This window comes from Gardnerella piotii, from assembly GCF_003397585.1.
GTDB lineage: Bacteria > Actinomycetota > Actinomycetes > Actinomycetales > Bifidobacteriaceae > Bifidobacterium > Bifidobacterium piotii.
In genome coordinates this window covers 1,374,866-1,387,182 of record NZ_QJUV01000001.1, presented here as the reverse complement: position 1 = coordinate 1,387,182, position 12,317 = coordinate 1,374,866, and the positions used below count along the sequence as shown (strand labels likewise).

Below are 12,317 nucleotides of genomic sequence, written 5' to 3'. Positions count from 1 at the left end.
CTCTTAGAGCGTAGCGCGAATCGACGATTTCGAGCTGCATAATGCGCGAGAAATCACCTCGATTCGCTGAGCCGCTCAAACGTAAAGTCCAGTGGACTTTACGTGCGGCGAAGACGTGAGCGCAGCTAACCTGCGCGAACGATGACCTGCCTTGTAGTGCGTTTGTATTAAAAAACGCCAAAATTCAGTACAATCGCACTACGGTTTTGTGTGTTTGTGTAGTGTGTTTGTATCATAATCCGAGTTTGTTGATTCTTATCTATGAAATCTTATAAAATCGTATTTATGCGCTGATGCATGATAGTTTTGCTAGTTGTTAGATGTTATATGGCTTGTGCTTGATTTTGTAATTTTGCTTGTGATTCATGGGTTTTGTGTTAAGCGCATAGAAATAAAGTAAACAAATCAAATAAAGCAATTAATTGCGTAAATTTGCGTAAAAATTAGGGGGCAATTATGTCTAATGCGTCAAATATTAAAAAAGATACTATTACAGCAAAAGGCTTTGCAATTCAGGTTTATACGGAAGATTTTAGGAATGATTACGTTAGTTTAACCGATATTGCGAGATATAAAAACAAAGAAGAGCCTAATGTGGTTGTTGCAAACTGGATGAGAAATTACAGTACAATAGAGTATTTAGGCATATGGGAGAGACTAAACAATCCGAATTTTAAACCCATCGAATTCGAGGGGTTTTTGAAAGAAGCTGGTAGCAATGCTTTTACGCTATCTCCTAAAAAATGGTCAGAAATCACGAATGCAATAGGTTTACTTGTAAAATCCGGTAGAGGTGGTGGAACTTATGCTCATAAAGATATAGCATTTAAGTTTGCAGCTTGGATTTCAGCAGAATTTGAACTATATATTATCAAAGATTATCAAAGACTTAAATCTGATGAGAACTCAAGGCTTTCTCTGAATTGGAATTTGAACCGTGAGATTTCGAAGATTAATTACAAGATTCATACGGATGCTATTAAAGAATATTTGTTGAAGGATTTGACTCCTGAGCAGTTGATGTATAAGTATGCAAATGAAGCAGATTTGTTAAATGTTGCACTGTTTAATAAGACTGCTAAACAATGGAGAGATGTAAATCCTAAGTCAAAAGGCAACATTCGAGACGAGGCGAGTATTAATGAACTTCTGGTATTGGCGAATATGGAAAGCTATAATGCTGTTTTGATTTCTAAGGGTTTGCCGCAGACAGATCGAATGGTGAAACTTAGAAATTTGGCGCGAACGCAGATTTTATCTCTTGAGAATTTGAATAATTCTGGAATAAAAAGTTTGGATTCCGTGCTAAAAAATTGAGTTTAATCACTTTTTAATTCTGCACTTAATACTGATATTTACCTTGTTTTTGTGCGCTCCGACCTGCCTTTTCGCTTAGAGCGTAGCGCGAAAAGGCAATTCGGAGCGCTGAGCTTGCTTAGGGTTGAAAGCACAGTGTGCTTTCAACGCAAGCGAAGACGTTAGCGCGCTTAGACCGCGCTAACGACAGGACCTGCCTTTTCGCTTAGAGCGTAGCGCGAAAAGGCAATTCGGAGCGCTGAGCTTGCTTAGGGTTGAAAGCACAGTGTGCTTTCAACGCAAGCGAAGACGTTCGCGCGCTGTAACGCGCGAACGAACTAAGTATTCTCGTGTCGCCCTTTGCGCTTTCTGAAGTGTGTTTGTATCATAATCCGAGTTTGTTGCTTACGCCATAGTCACCCTAAAACTGCTGCGATTAGCGCAATAAAAATCGGACTTGTAGTGGTAGAAAACAGGATTCCGTCGCGCGCAAAACTCAAGCCAACATTGTATCTTGCAGCGTAATTGTATACGTTTTGGCCAGTCGGAAGAGCCGCCAGCACAACGCATGCGTAAAGAGTGGCGCCTCGAAAGCCCATAACAAAATAAGCCAGCAAAAACGCAACAATTGGCATAATCAAGTTTTTTAGAATCGCAACTGTAGCAATCGCAGCTCGGTTAGAATCTTTTTGTAGAGGCTTACTGCCGTAAAGCGACATGCCAAACGCCATTAAAATCATAGGAACCGCGGAATCGCCAATCATCTTGATTGGGTCATAAAGAAAATTCGGAACAGGGAAATAGCCAACTTTTGCGGAAATTGCCGAAATAATAATTCCTCCAAGCGATCCGATTAAAAGCGGCTGCTTAAGTGGCTGCTGAGCAATGCGCTTAAGCGAGCACTTTCCAGTGGTTGTAACGTCTAAAACCGTTAGTCCAACAGGCGTAAAAACAGCTTGTTGCATAACTAAAATCGGGGCTACAAGCGCGGGATTTCCAAGAATATAGGTTGCAACTGGCAAGCCAATGTTGTTTGAGTTTAAGTAAAGCGAGTTCAGCGCGCCAATTGTGCAATCTGCCGCAGGAAGGTGGAAAAACAGGCGATTGAGCAGAATAAACGCAGCACCAACAATCATTGCGGAGAAAAACGCAACAAAAATTGACGAGTGGAAAATCTCAAAAATTGGCTCTTTTGCGAGGATTGCAAACATTAAACAAGGACTAGAAACAAAAAAGCTTACGCGATTAAGCACCATTTGTGCTTGCGATCCGCCGATGCGAAGACGCGCAGTTACGTAGCCAGCGGCAATCACGATACCGATTACGCAAAAGCCCTGCATAGCGCTGATTAAACCCATGTAAACGATTCTAGCGCTGATTTTTGCAAATGGGGTAATGTGTGGCTCCGCGCATACGCAACGATTCGCAGCGCTATGATTCGCACGCGTATGTTGTTTGACGTTGCAATATGGCATACTAGAGAACGGTGGCGCTGCAAGCCGCCAAAGCATTCGACGGCGTCGATCCCCTCGCGCGTTTTATCGCATGATTTTTAATCGAGGCAGGTGTCCGCTGTCGCGCAGCTAGACTTTATTAACAGCCCGAGGGGTGGCTCGCACAAGCGTGCCCATTCCAGGCTAAGAGCGCGAGACGATTGCAGCGTTTCGCTAGGAGCATTGTGCCCAGAGTAACGCGAGAAAGCTTCAACGTATTTGAAGCAGACGATAATAAAAAAGATAAAAATGAAAATGCTAATTCTAGTGCTAGCGAGAATGCTGGTGCTAATGTTAGCGTAAATCCTAATGCTACTTCCGCTAGAGTTGGCGGCGTTGTTAATGTTGTTTCTGGCGCTAACGATGCTGCTAACGGAGTTCGTCGCAGGCGCACTGGAAGGCGTGTAGTCAGAGTTGCAGGAGCTGCTGGCGAATCGATGAAGTTGCACGTTGAAGGCGGAGATAATCAGGATTTGCGCAATGGCGTAGCGGCGGCGGATTCTGCTCCTTTTGTTGCGGATTCTGCGGCAGATAGTTCTTATGCGCAGCAGCAATCTCAAGCGCATTTACGCCCAATAACATCGCTTTTATTCCAAGAGCCAGTTTTGCCTCAGCGCGAGCATTCTGCTGAAAGCCGCGAGACGGATTCGGATTACGAAGATTCAAGCAGTAGTAAGCGCGATTCGCGCAGCCGTCGTGATTCTCGTGATTCTCGCGATTCGCGCGATTCGCGCAGCAAAGACGAGAGTAGGCGAAATAGCCGAGAGTCACGCAATAATCGCAAGTCAACAGACAACAGTTTAGACTTTAGCGAATCACTTGAAAACAAAGACGATTTTAGTGAAGACACAAATCGCAATTCTAAAAAATCGCGTAAAACTCGCTCGAACAAGTCTTATGCCAAAGCTAAAAGCGGCCGCGAAACTTTTGACGATAATTATGATTTGCAAGACGACGATACGCAATTGATTCGTGTGCGTTCTAGAGCAAATCGAGACGAGAAAAACGCGCAAATTGAGCGAGATAAAAATGCGAATCAAGATGAATCGCAAGCAAGTGAGCGCGGCGAGTATGGAAGCCAGAACGCCCGAAAATCGCGCAAAAATCGCAGACTTAACGCTGCAGAGCGCAGAGCTGCTGCCGAGGTTGAGCAAATCGAAGAAGACCTTGAATACGACGACATAACTTACGCGCCAATAGAAAATCGTAAAGCTGGAAAAGCCTCTAGAAGACTTGACTATAGCGATTTTGAGGATGATTTTAGTGGAGATTTTGCCCGAAATCGCGTTGATAACTTTGATAGCGTTGACGATGCTTATAGCGCAGATAACGCAGATAACGCAGATTCAAATGAAGTCTACGCAAAAGAATCCGATTTGCAAGACGACGAGGATGGCGTTGTAACAAGGCGCAGGCGTCGCAGGCGCTCCTCTAGAGTAGATAGGGCAGATAGAGCAGATAATGCCAATAAATCTGCCGAATCCGAAGAATCTTCTTCCTTTAATTCAACGTCTAGCAAGTACAGCGTAGACGAAATTGAGGTTTCTCAAGAAGACCGAGATTTGATTCCAGACCCAGAAGAATTGCGATCTCAAGACGAAGAAGTTTACACGCGTAGGCGCAGGCGTCGCAGATCCAAGATTGCAGATGACTCAAGCGCTAGTGAATCGCGATTTGACTCTGCAGAGACGGATTCGCAAAGTCGAAGGTCTAGAAAACAGCAATATATTGACGAAATCACAGATATTGAAGGCTCCACAAGGCTGGAAGCCAAAAAGCAGCGCCGCCGCGATAATCGCAGAGAGCGCAACCGCCAGAACTTGCTTATGGAGCAAGACTTTTTGGCAAGGCGAGAAAACGTTGACAGACTTATGGTTGTGCGCGAACGCGATCGTCACACGCAAATATCTGTAATCGAAGACAACATTCTTGTAGAGCATTACGTTTCCGACATTCAAGAAGTTGCAACCGTTGGGAACATTTACCTTGGCCGCGTGCAAAACGTGCTGCCAAGCATGGAGGCTGCGTTCGTAGACATTGGTCAGGCTAGAAACGGCGTGCTTTACGCTGGCGAAGTCAACTGGGATACAACCAGGCTAGAAGGTCAGCCGCGAAGAATGGAGCTTGCGTTTAAGGCGGGAGACCCTGTTCTAGTGCAAGTTACTAAGGACCCTATAGGCCATAAGGGTGCGCGACTAACATCGCAAGTAACGCTTGCTGGAAGGTTCTTGGTGCTGGTGCCGTCTGGAGCGATGACGGGTGTAAGTCGCAAGCTATCCGACCGCGAGCGAAGCCGACTTCGCGCAATCGTAAGCAAAATCGCGCCTAAAGACATGGGCATAATCATTAGAACTGCTGCCGATGGTGCTAGTGAAGATGCGATTGAAAAAGACCTTGAGTCGCTTGTAAAACAGTGGGATCGCATAGAAGCAAAGCGCCAGGAATTCTTGCATGGAAAGCGTCCAAAGCTGTTGCAAGGCGAGCCAGACGTGGCAATTCGCGTTGTTCGAGACATTTTTAACGACGACTTCCAAAAGATGATTGTGGAAGGCAAGGGCGCGTACGACCGCATTTGCGAATACTTGGAGATGATGGCGCCTGATTTGCAAAGCAAGATTGAGTACTGGGATCCTGCAGAGCATGAAGGTAAAGACGTGTTTGACAAGTGGCAAATCGACAGCCAGCTTAGAAAAGGCATGGAGCGCCAGGTTTATCTTCCTGCAGGCGGGTCGATTGTTATTGACCGAACGGAAGCAATGACAACGATTGACGTGAACACGGGTCGTTTTATTGGCCGCGGAAAGTCTTTGGAAGAGACTGTGACTCGTTGCAATTTGGAAGCTTCCGAAGAGATTGCGCGCCAGCTGCGACTTCGCGATATTGGCGGCATGGTTATGATCGACTACGTAGACATGGTTATGCCAGCAAACCGCGATCTTGTTTTGCGCCGTCTTGTTGAGTGTCTTGCGCGAGACCGCACAAAGCATCAGGTTGCGGAGGTTACCTCTCTTGGTCTTGTGCAAATGACGCGTAAGCGTGTTGGGCAGGGGCTTGTTGAAGCGTTTTCGGAGGAGTGCCCAACGTGCAAAGGCCGTGGGTTTATTCTTCACGACGAGCCGACTGTGTCTTCGGAATACGCCGATCCGTACGCGCTTAAGGGCGGAGATCCGTTTATTAAGACCAATAAGCACGGCCACGGAAGCATTGCAGACACTGCGCCTACAGTTAAGCAGGAGTCTAGTGCAGATGTTCGCGCTAAGTTGGCGAAGATTGCGGCTGCGGCTGCGTCTTCGGCGTTCTTTGAGGAGTCTTTGCGCAGAAGTTTGGACGGCGGTAAGGATGATGCGGATTCTGCGGATGTTGCTGATTCTGCGATTAGTGTGGATTCTGAGGGTGCTGCGAATGCGGCGTTTGCTGGCGATTTTTCAGTAGATGAGCCAGTAGATAAGCCAGCGGAAGAGTCGCAAGCAACCGTTGAATCGCAAGAAGCAACAGACGAGTCGCAAGAAAAAGACGAGTCGCAAGAAAAAACAGACGAATCATAAAACTAAAAACGCCCAAAGTATAAGGCTTGAGTACAATAGTTTCTACTGTTTAGCTCGACTTTATAGATTAGCTCTTGACGTTAGTACAGGGGTAGGTGTATTTTTGATAGTCGGTGTCTTGCCGCATGTTCAATGCTGCGCGCGAGGCAAAAGTAAAGCTTTCAATTTAGCTAAGGAACGAATTATGTACGCGATTGTGAAGGCCGGTGGCCATCAAGAGAAGGTTGAGGTTGGAGACGCCATCCTCGTAAACCGTCTCGATGCAAAGAAGGGCGATACCGTGGAATTCCCGGTCGCGCTCGTTGTTGACGGTGCTAAGGTGACCTTAAGCGCTAAGGATCTTGCAAAGATCACAGTTAAGGCAGAAGTTCTTAACGACGAAGCTAAGGGTCCAAAGATTAGCATTATGAAGTATAAGAACAAGACTGGCGTGGCTCGCCGCAAGGGTCATCGTCAGAAGTTGACTCTCGTCAAGATCACGGCCATCGCCTGATTGACGGTGTTATAAACCTGAAAGGACAGCAAGATGGCACATAAGAAGGGTGCGTCCAGCTCGCGCAACGGTCGCGATTCGCAGGCGCAATATCTTGGCGTTAAGAAGTTCGGTGGAGAAGCTGTTGTGGCTGGAAACATTATTGTTCGCCAGCGCGGCACCAAGTTCCATGCAGGACAGAACGTTGCTTTGGGCAAGGATCACACGCTGTATGCTTTGGTAGACGGCAATGTGAAGTTTGGCATTCGTCGCGATCGCAAGGTTGTAGACGTAGTTACCGCCTGAGTAACCAATAATCTTCTAGCCGCACCCCGTTCGGTGCGGCTTTTTTGTTTTTGCAAATCTGGCGAGTATTGACGCTTTTTGTTGTTGATTTTGGCGTTTTGAGCTACAAAGTGCGTAAGTGTTTTCCGCTTTTTGTACCAAATTTGGCCTAAATTACGTACAAAATGCGGAAAGGCAGGTCAAGACGTTCGCGCGTTACAACGCGCGAACGTCTTCGCCGCGCGTAAAGTCCACTGGACTTTACGCTTAAGCGGCTCAGCGCTTTGAAGGAGCTTGAAATGCGTTATGCAATTTCAAGCTCAGTCAAAGCGCAGGCAAATCTGGCGAGTATTGAGTATCAAGTAAGGTAAAAGTTATGAGCGATTTTGTAGATCGAGTAACAGTACATGTTAAAGGCGGCGACGGCGGCAACGGTTCCGCAGGCGTGCGTAGAGAAAAATACAAGCCACTTGCAGGGCCAAATGGCGGCAACGGCGGCAACGGCGGAAGCGTTATATTCGTAGCCGATCGCAATGCAAATAGCTTGCTTGATTACCGATTTATGCCACATCGAGTAGCGCAAAGTGGCACAATGGGCTTGGGAGATACAAAAGACGGCTCCAAAGGAGAAGACCTTATACTGCCAGTGCCAGTTGGAACCGTGATTTTTGAGGCAAAGGGCGCATCGGGCGCGCAAAAAAAGCCTGGCAACGTTTTGGCGGATTTGCAACACGTAGGAGACACTTTCGTAGTCGCAGCAGGAGGTGCTGGCGGCCTTGGAAACGCAGCTCTTGCAAACAAGGTGCGTCGCGCTCCAGGATTTGCGCTGCTTGGCGAGCCTGGCGAAGAGCGAGACGTAATCCTAGAGCTAAAGTCGATAGCAGACGTGGCGCTAGTTGGATTCCCATCTGCAGGAAAGTCAAGTCTTGTAGCATCAATCAGTGCTGCAAAGCCAAAAATCGCAGATTACCCGTTTACAACTCTTGTTCCAAATCTTGGTGTAGTCAGCTTTGGCGAATACCGCTACACAATCGCAGACGTGCCAGGATTGATTCCAGGTGCTTCCGAAGGAAAAGGACTTGGTCTAGAATTTTTGCGTCACATTGAGCGCACGGAAATAATCGCCCACGTAATCGACTGTGCAACGCTAGAGCCAAATCGCGACCCAATCAGCGATTATAAGGCTTTGGAACACGAGCTTTCGCAATACGCAAACAAGCTTGATTTGCCGCTTGGAGCGATTCCAATTCCCGAGCGTCCGCGAATTATTGTGCTCAACAAGATTGATGTGCCAGAAGCAAAAGAGTTGGCAGAATTTGTGCGAAGCGACTTTGAAAAAATGGGCATGCCAGTTTTTGAGATTTCTACTGCTTCTCACGAAGGCTTGAAAGAGCTTGGTTTTGCGCTTGGAAAGATGGTGGCTAGTATGCGCGAAAAGCTTGCCGAGCAAGAGGCTGCGCGAGAAGAAGAACGCGTTGTTATTCAGCCGCTTGAGCAGCCAGCATTACGACGCCGCAGAGATGATGGACGCGGAAGTGCTAGCGACTTTACAATCGAGCGCGAAGAAGACAAAAATGGCGACTTTTGGTTTACTGTTACGGGTGCTAAGCCAGAGCGTTGGGTTGTGCAAACAAACTTCGACAACGACGAGGCAGTGGGCTATTTGGCGGATCGCTTAGCGAAGCTTGGCGTAGAAGACGAGTTGCGCAAGAAGGGCGCGCGACCAGGAGACGAGATTAGGATTGGCCGCGGAAACCGCATGGTTTGCTTCGACTGGGATCCAAGCATTGCAGCAGGCGCGGAAGGTTTGGATGGCGCAAGCCTTGGTGCGCGCGGAAAAGACTTGCGACTTGAGGCAAATGACCCGCGTGGCGCAAGGCGCACTAATGCGGAGCGCCGCCGCGACTACCACACAATGATGGATGCAAAGAGTGCCGTGCGAGACGCTATGATGGCGGAACGCAAGCAAGGGCATTGGGCAGATCCATCGGTAGATGACGATAAACACGATGAGCAGAGCCTATTTGGGCGTGGAGAGTAATTGATTAATAATGGTTAATAAAGCAATTGAGCCTACCGAAAACGGGGTTCGGCGTTCAATTAGCAATGCGCGCACAATAGTCGTAAAAGTGGGGTCTAGCTCGCTAACTTCGCAAAATGGTCACTTAGATGTGCAAAAGTTGCGCTCGCTAGTAGATGCCATTAGTCGCACGCAAATTAACGGCGCGCATGTTGTGCTTGTGTCTTCTGGCGCAATCGCAGCAGGATTTGGGCTGCTCGGCTTTGATTCTAGGCCAAAAGACGTTCCAACGCAGCAAGCTACGGCTTCGGTTGGTCAGGGTTTGCTTATGGCGCAATACGAGCAAGCATTTGCAAAATATGGTCTAAAAGTAGGGCAAATGCTGCTAACGGCAGACGTTACTATAAGTCCTTCGCGCTACCGCAATGCTCAACGCACAATGCTTAGGCTGCTGGAATTAGGCGTTGTGCCAATCGTAAACGAAAACGATGCTTTGTCTAGTAACGAAATACGTTTTGGAGATAACGATAGGCTGGCGGCGCTTGTTGCAAACATTGTTCGCGCAGATGCGCTGGTGCTTTTAACAGACGTAGACGCGCTTTATACTGCTCCGCCCAGCGAGCCAGGTGCCAAGCGGATTAGCTTTGTTGCAGATGTTACGCGCGCGCTAGACGATATTAAAGTTGGCGAAAGCGGATCGGGCGTTGGTACAGGCGGAATGGTAACCAAGATGGATGCGGCGCATATTGCTGCTGTTTCTGGAATCCCAACGCTTTTGACATGTGCGAGTAGCGCGGAGAGTGCGCTAGCTGGCGATTCGGTTGGAACCGTTTTTGCGCCACTAAACTCGCGCGCGTCTTCTAGAAGACTTTGGATTGGTTTTGCGTCTAATCCGCATGGTGCGATTATTGTAGATTCTGGTGCTGCTGCAGCCGTTTGCGCAGGGCGAGCAAGCCTGTTGGCTGCTGGAATCGTAGGGGTTACTGGCGATTTTTGTGCGAGCGACCCAGTGTGGATTGATGATGAGCATGGAAACCACTTAGCCAAAGGGCTAGTTGCATTTGATTCAGACGAGATACCTCAGGTAATGGGTCTTACTACGGACGATTTAGAGGCCACTTTGGGGCGGCAATACGCGCATCCTGTGGTGCATCGCGACAATCTTGTGCTTTTATAGCATTTGCTTGCTTTTCTTCATGCTCCTTGTGTTTGTTGCGCGGCTTCCTATTTGGTGTTGCGCGAGGTTTGAGTATTTCTCTCCTCGCAGGCGCGCCAATCTGCCTTCGAGCTTAGAGCGTAGCGCGAGAAGGCAATTTGGAGCGCTGAGCAGCTCAAGGCAGAAGCACTGCTTCTGCGCTGCGAAGACGTGAGTGCGGCTAATCCGCGCGAGCGAAACACTTTTACGTATAGCTTATGAACGTTAATATTCTAAGGCCTCAGTATGGCGCTATTTATTGCTCGTAGAGAAATACATCAAACCTTCTGGATATCTAGAACTTTTGCGTATTGCTTAATCGCCGAGATTCTCGATTTTTCTTGCTACTTCAGCGAATCACCATCGGAGGACTGCGAATCGACTTGCATGAGCGCTTAAAGAGTAGCGCGCGAATGCACTTCGATTCGCTGAGCCGCTCAAACGTAAAGTCCAGTGGACTTTACGTGCGGCGAAGACGCGAGCGCGCTTAGACCGCGCGAGAGAAACGCTTCATCCGCTGCGAAAAATCTCGAATCTCTACCCAATTTATGCGCAAAATCGGGAAATAACGTGTAATGGTTAAACTGTAAGTATGGCAGAAAATATCGCAGCAAATATTGCAGAAAACGAATCGCAAGTCGCAGAAGGTTCGCAACAAATCGCAGCAAATACATCAAACTCCCAATGGCGCTCTATGAGCAATCGCATTAACAAAGTGGCACCGAGTGCAACGCTTGCTGTAGATGGCAAAGCAAAAGCGATGAAAGCCGCAGGAATCGACGTTATTAGCTTCGGCGCAGGCGAGCCTGATTTCCCAACGCCACTCTACATTGTTGAAGCCGCATCCGCCGCATGCAAAGACTCAAAAAACTACAAGTACACAGCTACGGCTGGCCTTCCAGAGCTGCGCGATGCGATTGCGCGCAAAGTTAAGCGCGATTCTGGCTACGATGTTTCCCCAAATCAAGTTGTTGTAACGAATGGCGGCAAACAGGCTGTTTACGAAGCATGCCAGATTTTGCTAAACGATGGCGACGAAGTTATAATTCCAGCGCCATATTGGACAAGCTACCCAGAGGCAGTAAAACTTGCAGGCGGCGTTCCTGTGCCTGTTATGTCTGGAGCGGATCGCGGTTTTGAGCCAGATATTGAGGCGATTGAGGCGGCTCGCACACCGCGCACGCGTGCGATTATTGTAACTTCGCCTTCTAATCCAACAGGCGCTATTTGGAGCGCGCAAACAATTCGCACGATTGGCGAATGGGCTGTAAAACACCACATTTGGGTGCTTTCCGACGAAATCTACGAGCATTTGCATTACGATGGCGTAAAAACTTCGTACATTGGCGTGGAAGTGCCAGAAGTGCGCGACCAGCTTCTTGTTTTGAATGGCGTTGCAAAAACGTACGCAATGCCAGGTTGGCGTGTTGGATGGATGGTTGCGCCGCTTGAGGCCGCAAAAGCCGCGATTAAGCTTCAAAGTCACATGACGTCTAACGTTTCTAATATTTCGCAGCGCGCAGCTCTTGCAGCAGTTGGCGGACCATTAGACGAAGTCGCAAAAATGCGTGATTCCTTCGACGCTCGTCGCAAGGCGATTGTGCAAGCGCTGAACAGCATGGAGGGCGTAACTTGCCCTCTTTCGCACGGAGCTTTCTACGCGTTTGCAAACGTTGAGGCGCTGCTTGAGCGCCCACTTGGCAAGGATTCTAAGATTCCAGGCACATCGTCTGTGTTCGCACAAATGCTTCTTGACGAAGCGCATGTTGCTGCTGTTCCTGGCGAGGCTTTTGGCGCGCCTGGTTACTTGCGATTCTCGTGCGCTTTGGCGGATAGTCAGCTTGCTGAGGGCATGAGGCGCATGAAGCAGTGGATTGAAGGCGGTAGCGCGCTTTAAAGTCGGAAGCTTCCGCGCGTTTAGCGACACTCGCTAATCATAATAAAACCCCTTAAATCTTGCCCTTCCGCTATCATGAATATTCGGCGGTTTTGCCAAGTCAATCTTTTTAAG

The 12,317-nt window shown here is 48.2% G+C and carries 8 protein-coding genes; 7 read left to right on the top strand and 1 reads right to left on the bottom strand.

What is annotated here, in order from left to right; genetic code table 11:
* Positions 1–456: 456 nt before the first annotated feature.
* Positions 457–1,317, top strand: a complete 861-nt coding sequence (locus D0T20_RS05885) for a KilA-N domain-containing protein (protein WP_116438681.1) — start codon at positions 457–459, stop codon at positions 1,315–1,317.
* 395 nt (positions 1,318–1,712) lie between these two features.
* On the opposite strand, the gene D0T20_RS05875 is transcribed toward D0T20_RS05885, so the two are convergent.
* Positions 1,713–2,654 carry an AEC family transporter gene (locus D0T20_RS05875; protein ID WP_116438749.1) on the bottom strand — a complete coding sequence of 314 codons (942 nt, stop codon included), beginning with the start codon at positions 2,652–2,654 and terminating at the stop codon, positions 1,713–1,715.
* A 320-nt stretch (positions 2,655–2,974) separates the two neighbouring features.
* Here D0T20_RS05875 and D0T20_RS05870 point away from each other — a divergent pair, with 320 nt between their 5' ends.
* The 6 genes from D0T20_RS05870 (at position 2,975) to D0T20_RS05840 (ending at position 12,203) form a co-directional block, all read left to right on the top strand.
* Positions 2,975–6,334, top strand: a complete 3,360-nt coding sequence (locus D0T20_RS05870) for an Rne/Rng family ribonuclease (protein WP_240320598.1) — start codon at positions 2,975–2,977, stop codon at positions 6,332–6,334.
* A 184-nt stretch (positions 6,335–6,518) separates the two neighbouring features.
* Positions 6,519–6,827, top strand: a complete 309-nt coding sequence (rplU, locus tag D0T20_RS05865) for a 50S ribosomal protein L21 (protein WP_004111933.1) — start codon at positions 6,519–6,521, stop codon at positions 6,825–6,827.
* Between the two features lie 33 nt (positions 6,828–6,860).
* On the top strand, positions 6,861–7,112 hold the full coding sequence (gene rpmA / locus D0T20_RS05860; RefSeq protein WP_004106248.1) for a 50S ribosomal protein L27: 252 nt from the start codon (positions 6,861–6,863) through the stop codon (positions 7,110–7,112).
* Between the two features lie 355 nt (positions 7,113–7,467).
* Positions 7,468–9,132 (top strand): GTPase ObgE, encoded by a 1,665-nt coding sequence (gene obgE / locus D0T20_RS05855; protein ID WP_115761708.1) that lies wholly within the window; start codon positions 7,468–7,470, stop codon positions 9,130–9,132.
* Positions 9,133–9,142: 10 nt separating this feature from the next.
* Entirely contained in the window at positions 9,143–10,288 is a 1,146-nt protein-coding gene (proB, locus tag D0T20_RS05850; RefSeq protein WP_016790710.1) for a glutamate 5-kinase, read from the top strand.
* Positions 10,289–10,898: 610 nt separating this feature from the next.
* A complete protein-coding gene (locus tag D0T20_RS05840) occupies positions 10,899–12,203 on the top strand; it encodes a pyridoxal phosphate-dependent aminotransferase (RefSeq protein ID WP_116438678.1) in 1,305 nt (434 codons plus the stop codon).
* Positions 12,204–12,317: the final 114 nt, after the last annotated feature.